Source organism: Cellulomonas sp. S1-8 (assembly GCF_026184235.1).
GTDB lineage: Bacteria > Actinomycetota > Actinomycetes > Actinomycetales > Cellulomonadaceae > Cellulomonas.
On the sequence record NZ_CP110806.1, the window covers coordinates 2,668,297 to 2,690,819 of the forward strand.

The 22,523-nt window shown below is 75.7% G+C and carries 16 protein-coding genes; 7 read left to right on the forward strand and 9 right to left on the reverse strand.

What is annotated here, in order from left to right:
• Positions 1-94: 94 nt before the first annotated feature.
• Both OKX07_RS12005 and leuS read right to left on the reverse strand, forming a co-directional pair.
• Entirely contained in the window at positions 95-1,045 is a 951-nt protein-coding gene (locus OKX07_RS12005) for a DegV family protein (RefSeq protein ID WP_265628302.1), read from the reverse strand.
• Between the two features lie 35 nt (positions 1,046-1,080).
• A complete protein-coding gene (gene leuS, locus OKX07_RS12010; RefSeq protein WP_265628303.1) occupies positions 1,081-3,996 on the reverse strand; it encodes a leucine--tRNA ligase in 2,916 nt (971 codons plus the stop codon).
• Positions 3,997-4,066: 70 nt separating this feature from the next.
• On the opposite strand from leuS, the gene OKX07_RS12015 reads away from it, so the two are divergent.
• Complete coding sequence (locus OKX07_RS12015) at positions 4,067-5,917, forward strand: helicase HerA-like domain-containing protein (protein ID WP_265628304.1); 1,851 nt, start codon at positions 4,067-4,069, stop codon at positions 5,915-5,917.
• An 18-nt stretch (positions 5,918-5,935) separates the two neighbouring features.
• On the opposite strand, the gene OKX07_RS12020 is transcribed toward OKX07_RS12015, so the two are convergent.
• The 5 genes from OKX07_RS12020 to OKX07_RS12040 all read right to left on the reverse strand — a co-directional run bounded on the left by OKX07_RS12020 (position 5,936) and on the right by OKX07_RS12040 (position 13,015).
• A complete protein-coding gene (locus OKX07_RS12020; RefSeq protein WP_265628305.1) occupies positions 5,936-6,616 on the reverse strand; it encodes a metal-dependent transcriptional regulator in 681 nt (226 codons plus the stop codon).
• Positions 6,617-6,649: 33 nt separating this feature from the next.
• Entirely contained in the window at positions 6,650-8,170 is a 1,521-nt protein-coding gene (locus OKX07_RS12025; RefSeq protein WP_265628306.1) for a D-alanyl-D-alanine carboxypeptidase family protein, read from the reverse strand.
• 137 nt (positions 8,171-8,307) lie between these two features.
• Positions 8,308-10,365 (reverse strand): metallophosphoesterase family protein, encoded by a 2,058-nt coding sequence (locus OKX07_RS12030; RefSeq protein ID WP_265628307.1) that lies wholly within the window; start codon positions 10,363-10,365, stop codon positions 8,308-8,310.
• A gap of 41 nt (positions 10,366-10,406) precedes the next feature.
• Positions 10,407-11,198 carry an LLM class F420-dependent oxidoreductase gene (locus tag OKX07_RS12035; protein WP_265628308.1) on the reverse strand — a complete coding sequence of 264 codons (792 nt, stop codon included), beginning with the start codon at positions 11,196-11,198 and terminating at the stop codon, positions 10,407-10,409.
• 26 nt (positions 11,199-11,224) lie between these two features.
• Positions 11,225-13,015, reverse strand: coding sequence for a hypothetical protein (locus OKX07_RS12040; protein WP_265628309.1), 1,791 nt, complete (start codon positions 13,013-13,015; stop codon positions 11,225-11,227).
• A gap of 170 nt (positions 13,016-13,185) precedes the next feature.
• On the opposite strand from OKX07_RS12040, the gene OKX07_RS12045 reads away from it, so the two are divergent.
• Positions 13,186-14,250, forward strand: coding sequence for a glutathione S-transferase family protein (locus OKX07_RS12045; protein WP_265628310.1), 1,065 nt, complete (start codon positions 13,186-13,188; stop codon positions 14,248-14,250).
• Between the two features lie 44 nt (positions 14,251-14,294).
• On the opposite strand, the gene OKX07_RS12050 is transcribed toward OKX07_RS12045, so the two are convergent.
• Positions 14,295-14,927, reverse strand: coding sequence for a hypothetical protein (locus OKX07_RS12050; protein WP_265628311.1), 633 nt, complete (start codon positions 14,925-14,927; stop codon positions 14,295-14,297).
• A 145-nt stretch (positions 14,928-15,072) separates the two neighbouring features.
• On the opposite strand from OKX07_RS12050, the gene OKX07_RS12055 reads away from it, so the two are divergent.
• Together OKX07_RS12055 and OKX07_RS12060 are read left to right on the forward strand one after the other, a co-directional pair.
• Complete coding sequence (locus tag OKX07_RS12055; protein WP_265628312.1) at positions 15,073-16,872, forward strand: alpha/beta hydrolase; 1,800 nt, start codon at positions 15,073-15,075, stop codon at positions 16,870-16,872.
• 153 nt (positions 16,873-17,025) lie between these two features.
• Positions 17,026-18,675: a DEAD/DEAH box helicase gene (locus OKX07_RS12060; protein ID WP_265628313.1), complete on the forward strand. Its 1,650-nt coding sequence runs from the start codon at positions 17,026-17,028 to the stop codon at positions 18,673-18,675.
• 150 nt (positions 18,676-18,825) lie between these two features.
• On the opposite strand, the gene OKX07_RS12065 is transcribed toward OKX07_RS12060, so the two are convergent.
• Positions 18,826-19,854, reverse strand: a complete 1,029-nt coding sequence (locus OKX07_RS12065; protein ID WP_265628314.1) for a sigma-70 family RNA polymerase sigma factor — start codon at positions 19,852-19,854, stop codon at positions 18,826-18,828.
• Between the two features lie 118 nt (positions 19,855-19,972).
• Here OKX07_RS12065 and OKX07_RS12070 point away from each other — a divergent pair, with 118 nt between their 5' ends.
• The 3 genes from OKX07_RS12070 (at position 19,973) to OKX07_RS12080 (ending at position 22,519) form a co-directional block, all read left to right on the forward strand.
• Positions 19,973-20,365: a VOC family protein gene (locus OKX07_RS12070; RefSeq protein ID WP_265631915.1), complete on the forward strand. Its 393-nt coding sequence runs from the start codon at positions 19,973-19,975 to the stop codon at positions 20,363-20,365.
• Positions 20,366-20,415: 50 nt separating this feature from the next.
• Positions 20,416-20,922 carry an NUDIX domain-containing protein gene (locus OKX07_RS12075; RefSeq protein WP_265628315.1) on the forward strand — a complete coding sequence of 169 codons (507 nt, stop codon included), beginning with the start codon at positions 20,416-20,418 and terminating at the stop codon, positions 20,920-20,922.
• A 100-nt stretch (positions 20,923-21,022) separates the two neighbouring features.
• Positions 21,023-22,519 carry an AAA family ATPase gene (locus tag OKX07_RS12080; RefSeq protein ID WP_265628316.1) on the forward strand — a complete coding sequence of 499 codons (1,497 nt, stop codon included), beginning with the start codon at positions 21,023-21,025 and terminating at the stop codon, positions 22,517-22,519.
• Positions 22,520-22,523: the final 4 nt, after the last annotated feature.

The following is a 22,523-nucleotide window of genomic DNA, read 5'->3' on the forward strand; positions in this document are numbered from 1 at the left end:
GGCCCGTGCGCCCGCCGGTGGACCGGTGGACGAGACCGCGCGACGCCGGGGCTGTGGTCGGCTCACGCGAGCACCGCGGGACCGCCCGACGGCCCTACGCGTCCGTGACGACGACCGCCAGCAGGCCCGGCCCGACGTGCGCGGCCAGCACCGCGCCCGCGTCGGCGATCAGCACCTCGACCACGGGGACGCCCGCGTCCCGCACGAGGCGCTCGGCGACCTCCTCCGCGACGTCGGAGGGGCCGACGTGGTGCACGCCGATGCGCGCCGTGGTCCGACCGGCGAGGTCGGCGAGGGCGACCTGCTCGAGACGTTCGCGCGCGGCGCGCCGGGTGCGGACCTTCTCGCCCACGACGAGCCGGCCGTCCTGCAGCGACAGCAGCGGCCGCAGGCCCAGGACGGTGCCGAGCGCCGCGGCCGCCGTGCCGAGGCGACCGCCGCGGCGCAGGTGCTCGAGGGAGTCGACGAGGAACCACACGCGGCTGCTCTCGGCGGCGGTCGCGGCGACGCGGGCCACCTGCTCCGCGTCGGGCCAGACCGGGGCGGGTGCTCCCCGGTGCACCGCACGCGTCATCCAGCGCCGCACGGCGGCCCCGCGCCCGTCGTCCGGCAGGTCCCCCGCCGCCGGGTCGTCGGGGTCCGCGACGACCGGCGCACCCGCGTACCGTGCGGCGGCGACGGCCGCGAACCCGAAGCCCAGCGCGGCGGTGCGCGAGTCGACCACCCGCACGGGCACGGGGCTGACGGTCGCGGCCGTGCGGGCGGACCGCACGGTCCCCGACATCTCGCCCGACAGGTGCACCGAGACGATCTCGTGGGCGCCCGCGGCGGCGGCGCGCTCGTAGACGGCCGCGAACGCCGACGGCGGCGGCTGCGACGTCGTGACCTTCGCGCCGCGCTCGAGGGCGTGGAGCAGCTGCTCGGGTGTCACGTCGACGCCCTCGACGTACCGCACGCCGTCGATGGTGACGTCGAGCGGCACGACGTGCAGGCCCACGGACGCCGCGAGGCCCGGCGGCAGCGCAGCCGTGGAGTCGGTGACCACCGCGACCCGGGGCGGGCGCGGCGCGGCCCCGGGCGTCAGGCGGGCACCACGTTGACGAGCCGCGGGGCACGCACGACGACCGTGCGGACGTCGCGCCCCGCCAGCGCGCGCTGCACGCCGGCGTCCGCGAGCGCGAGCGCGCGCAGCTCGTCCTCACCGACGGAGGTCGCGACCTCGGCGCGGCCGCGGACCTTGCCCTGCACCTGGAAGACGCAGGTCACGGTGTCCTCGACCAGGTACCGGGGGTCGGCCTGCGGGAACGCGGCGTGCACGACCGACTCGTCGTGGCCGAGCCGCTCCCACAGCTCCTCGGCCAGGTGCGGCGCGACGGGCGCCGTCATGACGACCAGCGCCTCGACCACCGACCGCGGGCTGCGCTCGAGCGTCGTGAGGTGGTTGTTCAGGACGATGAGCTTGGCGATCGCGGTGTTGATCCGCATGCCCTCCATGTCCTCGCGCACGCCGTCGATCGTGCGGTGCAGGACGCGCAGGGTCTCCGCCGACGGCTCGTCGTCGGACACCACGACCTCGCCCGTCGTCTCGTCGACCGCGTTGCGCCACAGCCGCTGCAGGAACCGCTGGGCGCCGACGACGGCGCGCGTCTCCCACGGGCGGGACAGGTCCAGCGGACCCATCGACATCTCGTAGACGCGCAGCGTGTCGGCGCCGTACGCCTCGTACATCTCGTCGGGCGACACGGCGTTCTTCAGCGACTTGCCGATCTTGCCGTACTCGCGGTGCACGGGCTGCCCCTCCCACCGGAAGCCCGTCGGCGACGTCTCGTCCTCCACGACCTCGGCCGCGGGGACGTACACGCCGCGCTCGTCGGTGTACGCGTACGCCTGGATGTAGCCCTGGTTGAACAGCTTGTGGAACGGCTCGGAGCTGTGCACGTGCCCCAGGTCGTAGAGCACCTTGTGCCAGAACCGCGCGTACAGCAGGTGCAGCACGGCGTGCTCGACGCCGCCGACGTACAGGTCGACGCCGCCGGTGAACTCACCGCCCTGCGAGCCGTGGCCGGCCCCCATCCAGTACTGCTCGAGCGCCGGGTCGACCAGCACGTCGTCGGATCGCGGGTCCAGGTAGCGCAGGTAGTACCAGCACGACCCGGCCCAGTTGGGCATGGTGTTGGCGTCGCGGCGGTAGCGCTTGGGCCCGTCGCCCAGGTCGAGCTCGACGTGCAGCCAGTCGGTGTTGCGTCCCAGCGGGGGCTCGGGCTCGGAGTCCGCGTCGTCGGGCTCGTAGGTGCGCGGCGAGAAGTCCGGCACCTCGGGCAGCTCGACGGGCAGCGCCGAGTCCGGCAGCGCGATCGGGGAGTCGTGCTCGTCGTACACGACGGGGAACGGCTCGCCCCAGTAGCGCTGGCGGCTGAACAGCCAGTCGCGCAGCCGGTAGGTGACGGTGCGCTCGCCCACGCCGTGCGCGGAGAGCCAGTCGACGATCCGCTCCTTGGCGTCGTCGATGCTCAGGCCGTCGAGGCTGATCTCGTCGTTCGTGGAGTTGATGACGGTGCCCGCGCCGGTCCGGGCACCCGGGGGCGTGCCCTCGGGTGCGTCGATCGTGTGGACGACCGGCAGGTCGAACGCCTCGGCGAACTGGAAGTCGCGCTCGTCGCCGCCGGGCACGGCCATGATCGCGCCCGTGCCGTAGCCCATGAGGACGTAGTCGGCCGTGAACACCGGCAGCAGCGTGCCGTTGACGGGGTTGGCGGCCAGGTGGCCGGTGAAGACGCCGGTCTTGCGGCCCGCGTCCTGCTGCCGCTCGACGGCGGTCTTCGCGGCGGCCTGGCGGCGGTAGTCGGCGACGGCGTCGGTCGGCGAGCGGTGGCCACCGGTCCAGGCGCTCGACGTGCCGTCGGGCCAGGCCTGCGGGACCTCGTCCAGCAGCGGGTGCTCGGGCGAGACGACGAGGAACGTGGCACCGAACAGCGTGTCGGGACGCGTGGTGAAGACCTCGACCTGCGCGCCGCCCTGCACCGCGAACCGGACGCGCGCGCCCGTCGAGCGGCCGATCCAGTGCCGCTGCATGGACTTGACCTTCTCGGGCCAGTCGATGCGCTCCAGGTCGTCGGTCAGGCGGTCGGCGTACGCCGTGATCCGCATGTTCCACTGCCGCAGGTTGCGCTGGAAGACCGGCATGTTGCCGCGCTCGGAGCGTCCTTCGGACGTGACCTCCTCGTTCGCCAGCACCGTGCCCAGCCCGGGCGCCCAGTTGACGGGCGTCTGCGACAGGTACGCCAGGCGGCGCACGTCGACGACGCGGCGGCGGGTCGCCTCGTCGAGGTCGGCCCACGTCGCCCCCGCGGTGACGCCCTCGACGTCGACGGGCAGCGCGCGGGTCCCGGCGGCGTACTCCGCGACCAGCTCGGACACCGGGCGCGCCCGGCCCGTGCCGCCGTCGGGACGCACCGCGTCCTCGTCGTACCAGGCCTCGAAGATCTGCAGGAAGATCCACTGCGTCCAGCGCACGTAGTCCGCGTCGATCGTCGCGAACGAGCGCCGCGGGTCGTGCGCCAGCCCCAGGCGGCGCAGCTGCCGCTTCATGATCGCGATGTTTGCCTCGGTGGTCGCGCGCGGGTGCTGCCCCGTCTGCACGGCGTACTGCTCGGCGGGCAGGCCGAACGCGTCGAACCCGAGCGCGTGCAGCACGTTGTCGCCGCACATGCGGCGGTACCGGCCGACGACGTCGGTGGCGATGTACCCCAGGGGGTGCCCCACGTGCAGGCCGGCGCCCGACGGGTAGGGGAACATGTCCATGACGAAGAACGGCCGCGCGGCCGGGTCGGCGTGCCGGCCACGGCCGTCCGTGAGCGCCCCGACCGGGTTGGGCGTGAAGTACGTGCCGCGCGCGTCCCACTCGTCCTGCCAGCGCAGCTCGATCTGCTGCGCGAGGGCGGCGGTGTAGCGGTAGGGGACGTCGTCGGGGGCCGGGTTCGGGGACTGGTCGCTCACCGGTGAAGCGTACCGACGTGTGGTCGCCCTGCCGTGCGCACGACCGCGGGACGGTCCCTAGGATCGGCCCATGCCGGACAGCAGCCAGCCGACCCCCGGGGCCGCGCGCCTCGCCGAGCTCGAGGCGCAGGCCGCGCGGGCCGCGGCCGACGCCGCCCGCGCGCACGCCGAGGCAGCGCAGGCCGAGGCGGTCGCGGCGGCCGCAGCGCTCGCGGCGGCGCGCGCGGCCGTGGCCGGGCAGGGCGGGGACCCGGGGGTGCCCGCCGCGGGCGTCCCCGACCCCGCGCCGGCCGACGACACCCCGCCCGGCGACGACGCCCCGACCGCCGACGACCCCGTGTCGGCGCTCGCCCGGAGCATCGAGGCCGGCTACACGTTCGCGGGACCGGTGCTGCCGCTCGGCGTGCTCCTGCAGGACGGCTCCCCCGTGCCCACGGCGCGCGTCGGGCTGCCGCTGGGCATGCTCAACCGCCACGCGCTGGTCGCCGGTGCGACGGGCACGGGCAAGACGCGGACCCTGCAGCTCATGGCCGAGGGGCTGAGCGCGGCCGGCGTCCCGGTGTTCGTCGCCGACGTCAAGGGCGACCTGACGGGGCTCGCGGAGGCGGGGCCGGTGTCCGACACGCTGTCCGCGCGGACGGCGGCACTCGGCCAGGAGTGGCGGCCGACGGCCTTCCCCGTCGAGCTGTACGCGCTCGGCGGGGTCGGCGACGGCGTCCCCGTGCGCACGACGGTGACGGACCTGGGCCCGCTGCTGCTCGCCAAGGTGCTCGGCCTGAACGCCACGCAGGAGTCCAGCCTGGGGCTCGTCTTCCACTGGGCCGACCAGCAGGGCCTGGCGCTGCTCGACCTCGCGGACCTGCGCTCGACCCTGCAGTTCCTCACGAGCGACGAGGGCAAGCCCGAGCTGAAGGGCATCGGCGGGCTCTCGTCGGCGACGGCCGGCGTCATCCTGCGGCAGATCGTCGCGCTGCAGGGACAGGGTGCGGACGCGTTCTTCGGTGAGCCCGCGTTCGACGTCGCCGACCTGCTGCGGACGGCGCCCGACGGGCGCGGTGTGGTCGCCGCGCTGCAGCTGCCGGGCGTGCAGGACCGTCCCGCGCTGTTCTCGACCTTCCTCATGTGGCTGCTGGCCGAGCTGTTCGAGGTGCTGCCCGAGGTGGGCGACCCCGACCGCCCACGCCTCGTCTTCTTCTTCGACGAGGCGCACCTGCTGTTCGCGGACGCGTCGAGGGCCTTCCTGGCCGAGGTCGTGCGCACGGTCCGGCTCGTGCGGTCCAAGGGCGTCGGCATCGTGTTCGTCACGCAGAGCCCCAAGGACGTCCCGGCGGACGTGCTGGGGCAGCTCGGCAGCCGCGTGCAGCACGCGCTGCGGGCGTTCACGCCCGACGACGCGGCGGCGCTGCGGGCCGCCGCCCGCACCTACCCCTCGTCGGGCTACGACCTGGAGCAGGTGCTGCAGCAGCTCGGCACGGGCGAGGCGGTCGTCACGGTGCTGAGCGAGAAGGGCGCGCCGACGCCCGTCGCGTGGACGCGCCTGTACGCGCCGCAGGCGTCGATGGCGCCCGCCGCCGCGGCCACGGTGCACGCCACGATCGCGGCGTCACCCGTCGCGGCGCGCTACGCCCAGGCGGTCGACCGGGAGTCGGCGCACGAGCTGCTCTCGGCCCGCATGGCACGCTCCGAGGCTGACCGCGCCGCCGCGGCGGCGGCCGAGCAGGCCGCGAAGGACGCCCGGGCCGCGCAGCAGGAGGCCGCGCGGGAGGACCGCGAGCGCGCGAAGGCGGACCGGGCGTCGGGCCGCAGCCGCTCGACGCGGAGCGGCAGCGACCCGCTGGAGTCGTTCCTGCGGTCCGCCGGCACGCAGCTCGGGCGCGAGATCACCCGCACCATCTTCGGCACCAGCCGCCGTCGGCGCTGACCGCGGCGGCGGCCCGTGTCAGGCGCGCGCCGCCACCCAGATCGCGCTCGCCGCGACCTCGCCCAGCTCGACGCGGTCCGGCACGCCCTCGATGCGGACGCTCACGACGCCCGTCACCGCCCGCCGCTCCTCCAGGGTCACGGGCGCGTCGAGCACCAGCCCGACGCCCTCGAGGTACCGCAGCAGCTCCGGGTCGGCGTCCGAGATCCGAGCGACGCGGTAGTCCCCCGTGGCCACCTCCCACATGACCCGCGCGTCGGGCAGGTGCACCGTGCCGTCGGCCGCCGGGATGGGGTCGCCGTGCGGGTCCCGGTCCGGGTGGCCGAGCATGTCGGCGACCCGCTCGACGAACCGGTCGCTCACGGCGTGCTCGAGGACCTCCGCCTCGTCGTGCACCTCGTCCCAGCCGTAGCCGAGCCGCTCGACCAGGTAGGTCTCGATGAGCCGGTGCCGCCGGACCATCGCGACCGCGTGGGCGCGTCCCGCCGCCGTGAGCTCGACCGCGCCGTAGGGCCGGTGGGACACCAGGCCGGCGTCGGCGAGCCGCTTGACCGTCTCGGAGACGGTGGACGGCCCGACCCCGAGCCGGCTCGCGAGGAGCTTGGTCGTCACCGGCACGTCGGACCACTCCTGCGCGCCCCAGACGACCTTGAGGTAGTCCTGGGTCACCGCGGACAGGGGTGCAGGGCTCTCCGTCACGTCGCCCAGCGTAGAGGGCTCACGACGCGGGGCTCACGACCCGTCGACGCTCCAGTGCCACGGCTCCCCCGGCAGGTTCTCGAGCCCGTACGCGCCGGCGTGCTCCACCAGCCACGCGTACGCCTGCGACCCCGCGCCCAGCGTGCGACCACCCGACGTGAAGTCGACCGCCAGGCCCCGCTCGTGCCGGGACGTGCCGGGGCGCGCGGTGCTCGGCGTGCACGCCGAGGCGGGCTTGTCGTGCACGTCGGCGTCGGTGGGGCCGCAGTGGGCTCGGCGCAGCGCGACCTGCTGCTCGGTGCTGCGCCACCCCCCGCCGTGCAGCGCGATGCCGTCCTCGCGCGCGGCGTCGACGAGCGCGTCGACGGCCTCGGCGAGGCACGGGTGGACGCGGATGCCGCTGCGCGTGCGCACGACGTCCCCCTCGCCGACGGGCCCGTCCACGCGCGCGCAGTCCGTGGGCTGCACCCCGGTCGGGACGAGCCCCGGCGGGACGGCGAGCTGCCACAGCACCTCCCCCTGCGGGGCGACGAGCAGCACGGCGGTCTCCTCCAGCACGAGGCGCGCGCCGGGGCGCCCGCCCGTCCCGGTGCCCCACACGGGGGTCCCGGCGGCGTCGAGCAGCACGAGGTCGCCGTCGTCCTGCAGCCGGGCCGTCGCGGCGGTGTCCGTCGGCGACGTCCAGAACGGCGTGCCGTCCCAGGTCGCGACGAGCGACCCCGCGGTGACGGCCAGCCCGAGGTGGCCCGACGGCGACCCGAGGGTCCCCGACGCGGTCAGCTCACCGCCGGGTCCCAGCGCGGCGGGGCCGATCGGTGTGCCCGCGCTCCAGACCGGGGCTCCGGACGCGTCGAGCAGCACCAGGTCGCCGTCGTCCTGCAGTGCCAGCGTCGCCGGTCCGCGCCCGGCGGTGCGGCTGCGCCACACGACGTCCCCGTCCTCGTCGACGGCCACGAGGTTGCCGTCGGCGCGCAGGTCGAGGCCCACGGCAGGGCTGGCGTCCGCCGGGGTCGCCGGCGACGGCCCCGGAGTCCACCGCACGGCGCCGTCCGGGCCGCGCAGCTCCACACCGCGATCCGGTGCGACCAGCAGCGTGTGCCGGCCGTCGGGTGACGAGAGCACGTCGCCGGCACGCAGCCGACCCGGCCCGTCGAGCGTCGAGGGCGTCAGCGCGGTCCCGCTGCTCCACACGAGGGCGCCGGCGGCGTCCCGCACGACGACGTCGCCGTCGTCCTGCAGGTGCAGCGCCCCTCCCGAGCCGCCGGTCGCGGTGCTCCACAGCAGCGTGCCGTCGGGTGCGACGAGGCGCACGTCGCCTCCGGCGTCGGTCGTCAGCGTCGCCCCGGGCACGCCGCGCCCGGAGGACCAGCGCACGACGTCGTCGAGCCCGTACAGCCCGAGCGACCCGTCGGGCTGCACGACGAGCACGTGGGCGCCCGACGCGGCGAGCAGGGCCTGACCGGGCGCGAGCCGCTCACCCGCGCGCAGGACGTCCTCGCCCGGGCCTGCGACCGCGGGCGCGCCGCCGGCGAGCACCAGACATGCCGTGACCATCGCGACCGTGACCCGTCGCACACGCGCTCCCCCCGGCGCACCGCGCGGCGCTCGGCCGGGCCGGGCGCGGTGCGCACTGCACCAGGCGACCATCTGTGTCACGCATGCGCAACCCTCGGGCGCGCTTTCATCCGCCGTCAGCCGTCCTGCGGTGCCGACCCGTCGCCGAGGGGCGCGTCCGGGGCGTCACCGGCGGTGCCGCCGGCCTCGGCGACCTCACCGTCCGCGGCAACCTCGTCGTCGCCCTGCGCGTCCGGCTCGACGACGGCCGGCCAGGGCTGCGGACGCCCGACCGTCACCGAGCGGTCCGGGGCGACACGGACCACCTGGTGGTCCACGAACCGGCGCGTCTCCGGGTCGAAGCGCAGCACCGTGAGCTCGGCGATCCCGCGCAGCGGGCCGACCGTCGGCTGGCCGAGGGTCGCGCCGGCGGTGCTCGACGAGATGAGCCGCACGCCGAGGCCGACCTGCTCGGGCCCCACGCGCCGGTGGTAGTGGCCCGAGAGCTGGGCGGGCACGCAGCCGTCGTCGAGGGCGTCGTCCCCCACGATCGGGGTGTGGATCAGCAGCAGGTCGACGGCGCCGTCGTCGCACGCGACGTCCGCGAGGCGACGTGCCATCTCGGACGGTGACTCATCGGAGCCCGAGGCCGTCCCACCGGCCCCGACGCGGGTCTCGTTCGGGTCGCTGTCACCGAGGATCCGCAGACCCGCGACGTCGACGACGCCACCGTCGAGCACGATCGCGCCGGCGCGCGCGTAGTTCGCCGTGGTCTCCGGCGAGTCGTGGTTGCCCGGCGACGTCACGAGGGGCACCCCGGGCGGCACGGCGCGCGCGAACGACGTCACGCAGTACTGCTCGACCGACGTGCCGTTCATCGTGGTGTCGCCGGCGTCGAGCACGACGTCGGCGCCCGCCAACCGCGCGAGCGTGCCGATGAGCGGCGCCATCCCGACGTTGCAGTGCAGGTCCGTCACCAGGACGAGCACGACGGGATCGACCTGCGGGGTCGGCGAGGCCGTGGCGGTGGACGACGTCGTCGGGTCCGGGGTCGTCGTCGGGTCGAGGGTCGTCGTCGGGTCGAGGGTCGTCGTCGGGTCGAGGGTCGTCGTCGGGTCCGGGGCGACGTCGGCGTCGTCCTGCTCGCCGCCCCCGACGCCGAGGGCGGTCGCGGCGGGGTCGGTCGCGGCGGGGTCGGTCGCGGCGGGGTCGGCGTCGGCTTCGGCCTCGCGCTCCGCGAGCCGCGCGGCCGCGCGCTCGGCCGCCTCCTGCCGTGCGGCCTCCAGCGCGAGCTGCTCCTCGTCGGCCTCCCACTCCTGCCACGCGACGACGAGCGCGTCGTCGGCGGTGCGGTAGAACTCCTCGTTCTCGCGCCAGACGTCCAGGGCGTAGGAGCCGTACGTGTCGATGACGCCGCCGAGCCGGCCCGTGACGCGGGCGCCCTCGAGCGGCGTGCCGTCGAACACGGCGGACGACAGCTGGTCGGGCGCCGGGCGGTCACCCGGCGCGACGCTCGACGTCAGCACGGTGGCGCCGACGACGACCGCCAGCACGCCGGCCGTCAGAGGACGCGCGCGCGGCTGCAGGGCCGCCAGCAGGTCGCGCCGCCGGGCCGCGCCGAGCAGCGACCGGACGGTCCACCACCCCGCGACGAGGACGACCAACGCGACGGCCGAGCGCAGCAGGGCGTTGCTCACGAGCGCGAACGCGACGTCCTGGGCCGCGGCGGCGGGGCCGGAGAAGAACGACACGTAGGCCGTCAGGTCCTCGCTGAGCGCCTGGAGGGTCCGCGCCTGGCCGAGCTCCGTCACGCTCGCGGGGATCTCCCCGACCGTGGCGTGCAGCCCGAGCGTCAGAGGCAGCGGCGAGTCGATCTCCAGGGTGCCCAGGGGGCCGAAGTCGATCGTGACGATGGCGTCCGTGGTGACGTCGTACCGGGTGACGTGGGGCCCGAGGGCGCCCTGCACCGACGCCGTCGTCACACCGAACCCGACGGACACGACGACCGCGGCGACGGAGAGCGCCACCACCGACCACCAGCCGTGCCGGGGCCGCCACGCGCGCACGGCCCGCACGGCACGACCCGTCCGGAGGCGAGCCCCCGCGACGCGCGCACGCAGCGCAGGGCGACCGTCCGACGAGCCTCGGTGCTCGGCCGGGCCGGGCAGCGGCACGTCTCTGGTCGGGTCCTCCATCGCCCCCAGAGCCTAGACGCGCGCCGCAGCGGCGGCGCGCGTCAGGCGAGCGAGTCGCGCCACCTCACCCAGGCGGCGGCCTGCGACAGGTCGTAGTCCGGCCCGCTCGTGCCGACGGTGAACAGCCGCACGCCCGCGGCCAGCAGCTCCGCACCGACCTGTGCGGGGTCGGACCCGTCGACGCCGAGAGACCGCGTCACCAGCGACGCCGTGTCGCGTCCGACGGCCACCCCGTGCTCGTCGAGGATGCCGCTCTTGCGCCGCAGCGTCTCGACGTCGCCGAACGTGTGCCAGACGTCGGCGTGCTCCGCCACGATGCGCAGCGTCTTGCGCTCACCGCCGCCGCCGATCATCACCGGGATGTCGCGCGTCGGCACCGGGTTCGACGCGGCCCACCGCGCGCGGATGCGGGGCATCGCCTGCGCCAGGTCCGCGATCCGCGATCCCGCGGTGCCGAAGTCGTACCCGTACTCGGTGTAGTCCCGCTCGAACCAGCCCGCACCGATGCCGAGGATCAGCCGACCGCCGCTGATGTGGTCGACGGTCCGTGCCATGTCCGCCAGCAGCTCGGGGTTGCGGTAGGAGTTGCAGGTCACCAGCGCGCCGATCTCGACGCGGCTGGTCTGCTCCGCCCACGCGCCGAGCATCGTCCAGCACTCGAAGTGCTTGCCGTCGGGCTCCCCGCTCAGGGGGAAGAAGTGGTCCCAGTTGAACACCACGTCGACGCCGAGGTCCTCCGCGCGGCGCACCGCGTCACGGATCTGACCGTAGTCGGCGTGCTGGGGCTGGATCTGGACGCCGACGCGCACGCCGGTCGTGGGGCTCTCGGTCACCCGTCCACGCTAGCGGCCCCGCGCGCTCACTGGTACGTGACGAGGTCCGGCACGGGCTGCACCTGGTAGGTCTGCACGGGGTCGAGCATGGGGACGTCCTCGTCGTAGAAGTTCTTCCACCCCCAGTGCACGGGGGGTGCGCCGTTGCGCAGCGCCTGCCACGTCCCGGCCTTCGCGGGCTGGCTGCCCTGCCCGTCGACGTGGATCAGCGGCGCGAGCTCCTCGTGGGACGTGTCGAGACGCTCGCGCTCGCCGATCATGCGCAGCGAGAACTGGTGCAGGACGAACATCTTCTGGGGCAGCTGCCGCTCGCGCGTGAGCTGCGCGAGCCACGCGGCCGTCGCGTTGACCTCGTCGATCCCGACGGTGCCGATCTGCCGCAGGTGCACCTGGTCGGGCGCGAGGCGCCACTCGGGGTCCAGGGCGAGGCCGACGTGCGGCAGCGCCAGCAGCTCGGTGTAGGCCTGGGCCTGCGTGACGAAGTCCGTGCGACCCGGCTGCAGGTCGAGCACCACGTACTGACCCGCGGCACCCGCGGCGTCCACCAGCGGGCGCAGGTCCTCGACCGCCCGGCGACGCGAGTAGCTGCCGTCGGGCTCGGCGCCCGCGGACGCGACGGTCGCGATGATCTCGACCGCCGGGACGACCGTGTCCGACGTGAGCCCCCGGTAGGGCGCCGCGTGCTGCTCGGCGCGCGCGATCGTCGCGGGCACGTCCTGCTCGCCCAGCACGCCCAGCGACGCCGTCCCGGGGGTTCCGTACAGCGCCACGTACTTCTTGCCGGGCAGCCCGGCCACGGTCGGGAACACGAGCTGACCGCCGCCCGGCAGCTCGACGCCCGTGCGCGCGGTCGCGACACGGGCGGCCAGCTGCTCGGGCGCACCGAACGTCCCCCCGTACCCGAGGACCGCCCCCGGCGCGGCCGCCGCGAGCGCCTGCACGGACGCCGACGTCGCGCGCGGGTCCCCACCGGGCACGTCGAGGACCTCGACGCCGAACGCGCGCAGCGTCGCGGCGGCGGCGAGCGGGACGGGCGCGTCCGCGAGCGCGAGGACACCGTCGGCGGTCGTGGGCGTGGTGGGCGGGAGCGTCACGCCCGCTGCTGCCGGGGTGGTCGGGTCGCCGGTCGGCGACGGGTCGCCGGTCGGCGACGGGTCGTCGGTCGGCACCGGGTCGCCCGTCGGCACGGGGTCTGCGGTCGGCGCAGCGCCCTGCGCGACGAGCACGGCCGGCGCGGGTCCGGTCAGCGCCCGCACGGCCGCCGCCTCGCCGCCGGGTGCGACGTCGGTCGTCTCCCCGAGCTCGTGCCCGGTGGCGTCCTGCAGCGTGTCGGCGTCGGCACCGGCCGCCACGGCCACCGTGCCGACCCCCGCGGGGACCGCGTCCGCCGGCACGTCACCGACGACGAGGACGTGCTCCGTCCCGAGCCGGTCGAGCTCGCCCGCGACGTCGACGCCGCCACCGGCCAGCAGCACCGGCGCGCCCACGGCGACGGCGGCGCTCGCGGCGGTCAACGTACCCGCGACGTCGCCGACCGCCGCGACGACCACCACGGGCGCGGACGTGAGCAGGGTGGTCGACGTCGTCAGCGCCGCGTGCGCGTCGTCACCCGTGACGACCGTCGCGGGCGCCGGCGACGCGGCCACCACGGCGGTCAGCGGCTCGGGCGTCGGGGACGGCCTGGGGGTCGCGGAAGTCGCGGACGTCGCCGCCTCCGGGGTGCCCCACGTGCACCCGCCGAGCAGCGCGACGACCAGCAGCGCGCTGCCCCACCGGGCGCGCAGCCGCACCCTGCGGACGTCCCTCGACACGTGCACGCGTACCTCCCGGCGATCGGACGGCGCAGCGCCGCAGGCTCGCCACTGTAGGCAGGTCCGCCGGGGCCCGCCCGGCACGAAGCGGCGCACTCCCGGACAGATCCCCGCGCCGCGGTGCCGTCCGCGCACTCCGACCTGCGGGGACGCGGCCGAAGAGGCATCATCCGACGATGGACCAGTCCCCCGGAACGCCGGCCCCCGACGGCACCACCGCGCACGACCGACCCGGCGTCTACTCCACGCCCGGTGCGGAGTTCGAACGGGACAGCCGCTACCTGACCACCCGCATCACCGCGGACGGCCGCGACGGCTGGGCCGTCGAGCCCGGCCGCTACCGCCTCGTCGTGTCGCGTGCGTGCCCCTGGGCCAGCCGTGCGGTCGTCGTGCGCCGCCTGCTGGGCCTGGAGGACGCGCTGTCGATGGGCATCTGCGGCCCCACCCACGACGAACGCTCGTGGACCTTCGACCTCGATCCGGGTGGCGTCGACCCCGTCCTGGGGATCGAGCGGCTGCGCGACGCCTACCTGCGGCGGGACCCCGACTACTCCCGGGGCATCACCGTGCCCGCGATCGTCGACGTGCCGTCGGGTGCGGTCGTCACCAACGACTTCTCGCAGATGACGCTGGACCTGTCGACGCAGTGGACCGCTCACCACCGGCCCGGCGCGCCCGACCTGTACCCCGAGGCGATGCGCGGCGAGATCGACGAGGTCGCCGCGGAGATCTACCGCGACGTCAACAACGGCGTGTACCGGTGCGGGTTCGCCGGCTCGCAGCGGGCGTACGACCGCGCGTACGACCGCCTGTTCGCCGCGCTCGACCGCCTCGAGGAGCGCCTGACCGCTCGGCGCTACCTCGTCGGCGACACGATCACCGAGGCCGACGTGCGGCTGTTCACCACGCTCGTACGGTTCGACGTCGTCTACCACGGGCACTTCAAGTGCAACCGCCACCGGCTGACGGAGATGCCGGCGCTGTGGGCGTACGCGCGCGACCTGTTCCAGACCCCCGGCTTCGGCGACACCGTGGACTTCGTGCACGTCAAGCAGCACTACTACGGGGTCCACCGCGACATCAACCCGTCCGGGATCGTGCCGCGCGGCCCCGAGCTGCACGGGTGGCTGACCCCGCACGGCCGCCAGGCGCTGGGCGGGCGGCCGTTCGGCGACGGGACGCCGCCCGGTCCCGTCCGCGACGACGAGCGCGTGCCGGAGGGCCACGGGGCCACGGGCTGAGTCGCCTGCTCCGCCGCGCCGGTCAGATCCTGGTCAGATGCCGGTCAGATCCCGGTCATGCGGTGGTCGCGGCCGAATCCGGGAAGGAACTGCGGCCCACGGCGCGCGAACTCGGCCTCCCATGCCGCGGCCCAGCGCACGTACGGCGTGTGGGCCAGACCGTCGTTCGCGAAGCGCGGGTCGGTCGTCACCTCGGTCACGCAGAAGTCGGGGATGGCCAGGTCCGTGACCGGTCCCCCGCGCTCGACCTCGGCCACGACGAGCGGCGCGTTCGCCCCCGCGAACACGTCGACCACCCAGCCGTCCTCCCCCAGCCAGACCGAGTGGCGCAGCTTGGCGACGCGCTCGCCGCCGCGGCGCACCATCTCGACGCCCACCAGCGGGTCGATCTCCCGCTCCGCCTCGTAGCGCGTGCCGGCGTTCATCGGGCCCTTGACGGTGACCGCGCAGAAGTCGACCCGGTCGGCGTACCGCTCGAGCAGCGTCAGCTCGTCGTCGCGGACGTCGACACGGGAGACGGCCGACACCTGGGCGCGCACGCGCAGCGCGAACCCCTCGTCGGCCAGGTAGTAGCTCTGCACGATGAGCGCAGGGGCCGCGTCGAGCAGCTCGGTGGGCACGCCGCGCGCGACGAACCGACGCTCGAACTCGAAGTCCCCGTACCCGGTGTCGCTCATCGTCGTCCGCCCGTCCGACGGCCCCTCGGCCGTCCGGACCCACGGTACCCACCCGCGACCGTACCGACCTGCTCGACCTGCAGCTCTCCACCTGGAGCGACTGACCTGCGGACACGGGACGCCACCGCGTGGGACAGTGCTGGGCATGGCGACGGGGGCGTCCGGCGACGCGACCACGGTGGACGGTGCGGTGGGGTCCCCCGGGGCCGCGCCACCCGGCCCGACGGCACGTGGACGTGCCGCACGCCTCGGGGCGGCGGTCGCCCGGTGGTGGGCGCGCTTCTCCCCGACGGGCCTGATCGGGGCGCTCGTGATGTTCGCGGCTGCGCTCGGACCGTCGCTCATGCCGCGCAGCCCGCTCTACCAGGGCGCGATCGCCGGCGCCTGCGCGGCGATCGGGTACGGCGTCGGCGCCCTCGTCGGGTGGGGCGGGCGACGCATCGGGCTCCGCGCGCCGTGGCCGCCCGAGCGCCGGGTGCTCGTGCGCCGCACGTGCGCCGCGCTCGCGGTCGTCGTGGTCGTCTGGGCGCTGCTCGTCGACGCCGACTGGCAGGCGCGCTCGCGCGAGCTCCTCGACATGGGCGCACCCGTGCCGGCCCGGCCCCTGCTGGTGCTGGCGCTCGCGGTCGTCCTGGCCCTGCTGCTGGTGCTTGCCGCGCGCGGGTTGCGGGCGGTGGTGGCGGCCGTCGCCCGCCTCACGGGCCGGCTCCTGCCTCCGGTGGTGGCCCGCCTCGTCGCGGTCCTGGTGGTCGGCGTGGCCACGTTCCTCCTGCTCGACGGCACGATCGTCGCGGGCGGGATGAACGTCCTCACCTCGACGTTCGGGGCGCTCGACAAGGAGACCTACGAGGGCGACGAGCCGCCGACCGACCCGAGTCGCAGCGGGTCACCGGGGTCCCTGGCCGCGTGGGACTCGCTGGGGCGAGAAGGGCGCCGGTTCGTCGCAGGAGGTCCGGACGTCGCCGAGCTCGAGCGGCTCTCCGCAGCGGTCGGGCTCGACCGCGAGGTGCGCGAACCGGTGCGCGTCTACGCGGGCCTCGACAGCCACACCGAGCTCGACGACCTCGCGGAGCTGGTCGTCGACGAGCTCGACCGCACGGACGCGTGGGACCGCTCGGTCCTCGTCGTCGTCACCACGACGGGCACGGGCTGGGTCGACCCCGCGTCCGCCGCCGCGATCGAGCTGCTGTGGGGCGGGGACACCGCGATCGCCGCGATGCAGTACTCCTACCTGCCGAGCTGGGTGAGCTTCGTCGGGGACCGCTCCGCCCCGCCCGAGGCCGGGCGTGCGCTCTTCGAGGCCGTGCACGCGCGCTGGTCGCAGCTGCCCCCGGACGACCGGCCCGCGCTCTACGCGTTCGGCATCTCGCTCGGCAGCTTCGGCTCGCAGGGCGCGTTCGCGAGCCTGCCGGACGTCGTGGCCCGCACCGACGGCGCCGTGTGGGCCGGCACCCCCGGCTTCACCCCCCTGTGGCGCGAGCTCACCGAGGAACGCGACCCCGGGTCGCGCGAGATCCACCCCGTGCTCGACGAGGGGCGCACGGCACGCTGGGGCGTCGCGCTGCGCTCCGACGACGGGGCGTCCCTCATCGCCGGCGAGGCGACGTGGCAGCGGCCCCGCGTCGTGTACCTGCAGCACGCGTCCGACGGCGTCACGTGGTGGTCCACGGACCTGCTGCTCGAGCGCCCCGACTGGCTGCGCGAGGAGCGCGGCGAGGACGTGCTCCCGGACGTCCGCTGGTTCCCCGTCGCGACGTTCTTCCGGGTCGGGATCGACCTGTTCGTCGCGGGCGAGGCACCGGCCGGGCACGGGCACACGTTCGTCGGCGAGTACGCGGACGCGTGGGCAGCCGTCGCACCGCCTCCCGGCTGGGCTCCGGCGGCGACGACCGTCCTGCGCGCTGCGCTCGACGCCCCGCGGGACACGTCCGTGGCAGGTCGCTGACCTGCACCGACGCGCATCGCACGGGGCTCCCTGCGCGGGATGTGAGAGAGTGGGTCCGAGAGGCAGCGCGATCGACCGCGCGCCCGCGTCGTGGAGTCCCCCCGGGAATCGTGCGGCGGACCCCGACTTCAACAGCCCGAGAGGCACCATCCTGTGACGACCTTCACCGACCTCGGCGTGCCCGAGGTGCTGGTCCGCGCGCTCGCGCACCAGCAGATCACCGCCCCGTTCCCCATCCAGACCGCGACGCTGCCGGACACCCTGCGCGGCGCCGACGTGCTCGGCCGCGGCCGCACGGGCTCCGGCAAGACGCTCGCGTTCGCGCTGCCCGTCGTGGCGCGCCTCGCCGCGTCCGGCACGCAGCGCCGTGCCCGTCGCCCCCGCGCCCTGGTCCTGTGCCCCACGCGTGAGCTCGCGACGCAGATCGAGGCCGTGTTCGCCCCGCTCGCAGCCGCTGCCGGCCTGCGCACCACCACCATCTTCGGCGGCGTGGCGCAGTCGCGTCAGGTCACCGCGCTCGACCGGGGCGTCGACGTCCTGGTCGCCTGCCCGGGGCGCCTGGAGGACCTGCTGCGGCAGAACCTCGTCACGCTCGACGGCGTCGAGATCACCGTCCTCGACGAGGCCGACCACATGGCCGACCTCGGCTTCCTGCCCGTCGTGCGGCGCCTCATGGACAAGACGCCGACGCGCGGTCAGCGCCTGCTGTTCTCCGCGACGCTCGACAACGGCGTCGGCACGCTGGTCGACCGCTACCTGACGACGCCCGTCGAGCACGCGGTCGACCCCGCCGCGCAGACCGTGGTCGCCAGCACGCACCACGTGCTCGAGGTCGCCGACGCTGCTGCCAAGAAGGCCGTCGTCGAGATGTTGGCGGCCGGCTCCGGTCGCCGTGTGCTGTTCATGCGCACCAAGCACCACGCCAAGAAGCTCGCGCGCCAGCTCACGCTGGCGGGCATCCCCGCTGTCGACCTGCACGGCAACCTCGGCCAGGGTGCGCGCGAGCGCAACCTCGCGGCGTTCTCCTCCGGCAAGGCGCGCGTGCTCGTCGCCACCGACATCGCAGCGCGCGGCATCCACGTCGACGAGGTCGAGCTCGTCGTGCACGTCGACCCGCCGGCCGAGCACAAGGCCTACCTGCACCGCTCGGGCCGCACCGCCCGCGCGGGCGCCTCCGGCACCGTGCTGACCCTGCAGCTCCCCGAGCAGCGCGCCGACGTCCGGGCGATGACGCGTGCCGCGGGCATCACGGTCACGCCGGTCGCGGTGACGCCCGGCGACGCGCTGGTCCGCCAGCTGGCCGACGCGCCGGGCACCGTCGCCACCGAGAACGGCGGGACGCCTGCCCCCACGCACGCCGTGTCCGGCAGCGTCATGTCGAGCGACCGCTCCTCGGGTCGTGCACGGTCCGGCGGTGCGCAGCAGTCGGCGGGCCGCGGCCAGTCGTCGCAGCGCGGCCGGTCCACGCCGTCGCGCGGGCAGGCGGCACCGACCCGGGGCCAGTCCGCACCGGGCAGCACCCCGCGCGCGGCGGACACGTCCGACGCGGCCGCACGTCGCCGCGGCGGCTCGCGTGCCGCGTCGCGACCGGCGGGTCCTGCCGTGGTGTGGACCTCCGGGGGCCCGGAGACCGCACGCACGCACGACGCGCGCAGCACCGCGCCGCAGCAGCGCAGCACCGGCCCGTCGGCCGGTCGCGACGCGGGCGCACCGTCCTCGGACGCGGCGGGCGCGCCCCGCCGTCGCCGCGGCGGGCGCGGCCGCGGACGGGCCGGCGCGGCGGCGAGCAACCCCGCCGCCTGACCTCCCTGCACGTACGCCGAGCCCGGAGGCCGGCGGTCCTGGTACGTCAGGACCCCCGGCCTCCGGGCTCGGCGTCGTCGTGGCACCGCCCGTCGTCGGGGCACCGCCCGTCGTCGGGGCACCGCCCGTCGCCGCGACGGCGGCCAGGGGCTACGCCAGCTGCTCCGGCAGCCCGAACCGCGCGAACAGCTCGGCCCCGAACCACACGGTGACGTGCCGCACGCCGTCACCGGTGACGGTGACCTGCTGCAGCTGGAACGCCCGGTGGCGGCCCTCGGCGTCCCGCATGTACAGCGCGAACGCGGGCAGCCCGTTGGCGGCCGTCGGCACCAGCCGCATGTCGCCCGGGCCCCTGGCCGGGCACCACGTGCCGATGAGCTCGCCGATCGCCTCGGGGCCCGTGTACCAGCCCGGGAACGGCGGCATCTCCCAGACCACGTCCGCCGCGAGCAGGTCGACGATCGCCGCGATGTCGTACGCCTCGAAGGCCGCGACGTAGCGCGCGAGCAGCTCCTGCCGGCGGGGATCCGTCGGCTCGAGCGGCGGCGTGTCCTGCACCCCCGCCATGTGCGCCCGCGCCCGCTGCAGCGTGGAGTTCACGGCCGCGACCGACAGGTTCAGCGCGTCCGCCACCTCGGCCGCCGACCACGCGAGGACGTCGCGCAGCAGCAGGACGGCGCGCTGCTGCGCCGTGAGGTGCTGCAGCGCGGCGACGAACGCGAGGCGCACGGAGTCCCGGTGCACGGCCGTCTCGGCGGGGTCGACGGGCGGTCGCGCCCAGACCAGCGCGTCGGGCAGCGGCTCCAGCCACGGTGTGCTCAGGTCCTCGCGCGGCTGGTCGCGCGGGTCCGAGGCGGGCGCACCCAGGCCCGTCGGGAGGGGCCGGCGGCGACGGCCCTCCAGGTGCGTCAGGCACGTGTTCGTCGCGATCCGGAACATCCACGTGCGCAGGGACGAACGGTTCTCGAAGCCGCGCATCGCGCGCCACGCGCGCAGGTAGGTCTCCTGGAGCATGTCCTCGGCGTCGTGGACCGAGCCGGTCATGCGGTAGCAGTGCGCGAGGATCTCGCGACGCATGGGAGCGAGGCGCTCCGCGAACTCGTCGGCCGTCAGGTCGACCGGGACGGGAGCGGTGGCCCCGCCGGTGCCGGACGTCTGTTCGGATGTGGTCGTCGTCACACGACGACGTTAACCGCCACCACCGACATCGCACATCCCCCGATGAGCCGGGCGTCCGGCGCAGGTCGGCACCGGTGACGTCCGTCCGCACGCACCCGCTGGAGAACCCGTGCACCGCATGATCTTCGTCAACCTGCCGGTGCGGGATCTCGCGGCGTCCCGGACGTTCTACACCGGGCTCGGGCTGGCGGTGAACGAGATGTTCAGCGACGCGCAGGTGGTGTGCGTCGTCGTCTCCGACGCGATCTGCGTCCTGCTCCAGGACCACGCGCGGTTCGCCGGCTGCACGCACCTGCCGGTCGGCGACGCGCGGTCGAGCACGCAGGTGGTGCACTGCCTGACCGCGGCGTCGCGCGCGGAGGTCGACGCGCTCGCTGCCGCCGCGCTCCGATCCGGCGGCAGCGAGTTCCGCGCCACCCAGCACGACGGCCCCGTGTACGCGCGCACGCTGGCCGACCCGGACGGCCACGTGTGGGAGATCCTGCACATGGACCTGACGTCGGACGGGTGAGCGAGCACCGCACGGGCCGCGCGTCGGTCGTCCGTGCCAGACTCCCGGCCATGGCACCCGACCCCGACGGCTACGCACCGGACGACCACGCCGCGGGGCGCACCCTGCTGGTCGCGGCCGCCTACGTCGTGCTGCGCCGCCCGGGGCGCGACGGCGACGAGGTGCTGCTGCAGCGCCGCGCCGGCACGGGGTACATGGACGGGTGGTGGGCCGTGCTGGCCGGTCACGTCGACCCCGGCGAGTCGGTCCACGAGGCCGCGGTCCGCGAGGCCGCCGAGGAGTCCGGGGTCGTCGTCGCGCCCGCCGCGCTGCGTCCGCTGACGGCCCTGCACCGCTTCGAGCGCACGGGCCCGCAGGTCGAGCAGCGCGTCGACGTGTTCTTCGAGGTGACGACGTGGACCGGCGAGCCGGTGCTCACCGAGCCGGACCGCGCAGCCGCCATGGGCTGGTTCCCGCTGCGCGCCCTGCCCGACGAGGTCGTCCCGCACGAGCGGCTCGTCCTCGACCTGCTCGCGGCCGGTGCGCCCGTGCCGGCGGTGCTCTCCCTCCCCCGCTGACGGTCCCGTCGTGGCCGCCGCTGCGGCGTGCGGGTGGAAGTTCGGGTGCGCCGGGCCGCGACGCACGGTCGCGGCACGCGGCGGCGCTAGCGTGACCCGCGTGCACCCGGACCCCACCCGCGACGACCTCGCGGCCCTCGTGGCGGCACGCACGCCCATCGTCGTCCTGGAGACCGAGGACGAGGCCGGCGCGGTCGAGCTCGTGCTGCGCGCCGCGTCGCGCCCGCCCGGCGGCCGCGCGCCGCACCCCGTCTTCCGCTGGAGCGTGACCGACGGCCTGCGCCGGCTCGACGTGGACCTCGGCGGGTCCCAGCTGCACAACAGCGAACCTCCGGCGCTGCTGCGCTCGATCGCGGACGGTGTCGCGCCCGCCGTGTACGTCCTGCTCGACCTGCACCCGTGGTTCGACGACCCGGTCGTCGTGCGCCTGCTCAAGGACGTCGCGCAGCGACCCATGGGTCTGCGCAGCACGCTGGTGCTCGTGTCGCACGCGCTGACGCTGCCCCGCGAGGTCGAGCACCTGGCCGTGCGGCTGCCCGTGTCGTTCCCGTCCGCCGCCGAGCGCGCGCTCATCGTGGACCGGACGGTCGCGGCCTGGGGGCAGGTGACCGGCCAGCTGCCGCACGTCGACGCCCACGCACGCGAGCTGCTCGTGCAGCGCCTCGCCGGGCTGTCACGCGCGGAGGTCGGCCGGCTCGCGCACGGCGCGATCGTCGACGACGGCGCGCTCACCGTCCGCGACGTGCCGGTCGTCGAACGCGCCCGCTTCGACGCGCTGTCGGCCGACGGCGTGCTGTCCTACGAGTACGCGACGGTCGCCCCCGGGGACGTCGTGGGCCTGGACCGCGTCGTGCGCTGGCTGCTGCTGCGCCGCCCGGCGATGGACGGCTCGGCGCCGCACCTGGACGCGCCGCGCGGCGTCCTGCTGCTCGGCGTGCAGGGCTGCGGCAAGTCGCTGGCGGCCCGCGCCGCCGCCTCGATCCTCGGGGTGCCGCTGCTGCGCCTCGACCTGGCCGGTGTGCACGACAAGTACGTCGGCGAGTCCGAGCGCAGGCTGCGTGACGCGCTGGCCGCTGCCGACGCACTCGCGCCGTGCGTGCTGTGGGTCGACGAGATCGAGAAGGCGGTGGCGAGCAGCGACGGCGACGGCGGCTCGTCACGGCGGGTCCTGGGGACCCTGCTGACGTGGCTGGCCGACCGCGGGTCCCGCGTCTTCGTCGCCGCGACCGCCAACGACATCGCCGCGCTGCCGCCCGAGCTGGTCCGCAAGGGCCGGTTCGACGAGCTCTTCTTCGTCGACCTGCCCGACGAGGCCGCGCGGTCGGCGCTCCTGCGGCTGCACGCCACCCGCCGGGGCCTGGCGCTGCGTGACGACGAGACGACGCCGCTGGTCGCCGCGTCGCAGGGCTTCTCCGGTGCGGAGATCGAGCAGGCCGTCGTCGCCGCGACCTACGCCGCCCACGCGCACGGCGGGACGCTGGACGCCGCGACCGTGCTGACCGAGCTGCGTACGACGCGCCCCCTGGCCGTCGTCATGGCGGAGCGCGTCGCGGCGCTGCGCGCCTGGGCGGGCACGCGGACCGTGCCCGCCCGCTGACGCG

Coding starts and splice junctions, on each gene's coding strand:
- OKX07_RS12015 (WP_265628304.1), top strand. CDS start 4,067: ATGCCGGACAGCAGCCAGCCGACCCCCGGGGCCGCGCGCCTCGCCGAG.
- OKX07_RS12025 (WP_265628306.1), bottom strand. CDS start 8,170: ATGGTCACGGCATGTCTGGTGCTCGCCGGCGGCGCGCCCGCGGTCGCA.
- OKX07_RS12030 (WP_265628307.1), bottom strand. CDS start 10,365: ATGGAGGACCCGACCAGAGACGTGCCGCTGCCCGGCCCGGCCGAGCAC.
- OKX07_RS12045 (WP_265628310.1), top strand. CDS start 13,186: ATGGACCAGTCCCCCGGAACGCCGGCCCCCGACGGCACCACCGCGCAC.
- OKX07_RS12050 (WP_265628311.1), bottom strand. CDS start 14,927: ATGAGCGACACCGGGTACGGGGACTTCGAGTTCGAGCGTCGGTTCGTC.
- OKX07_RS12055 (WP_265628312.1), top strand. CDS start 15,073: ATGGCGACGGGGGCGTCCGGCGACGCGACCACGGTGGACGGTGCGGTG.
- OKX07_RS12070 (WP_265631915.1), top strand. CDS start 19,973: ATGATCTTCGTCAACCTGCCGGTGCGGGATCTCGCGGCGTCCCGGACG.
- OKX07_RS12075 (WP_265628315.1), top strand. CDS start 20,416: ATGGCACCCGACCCCGACGGCTACGCACCGGACGACCACGCCGCGGGG.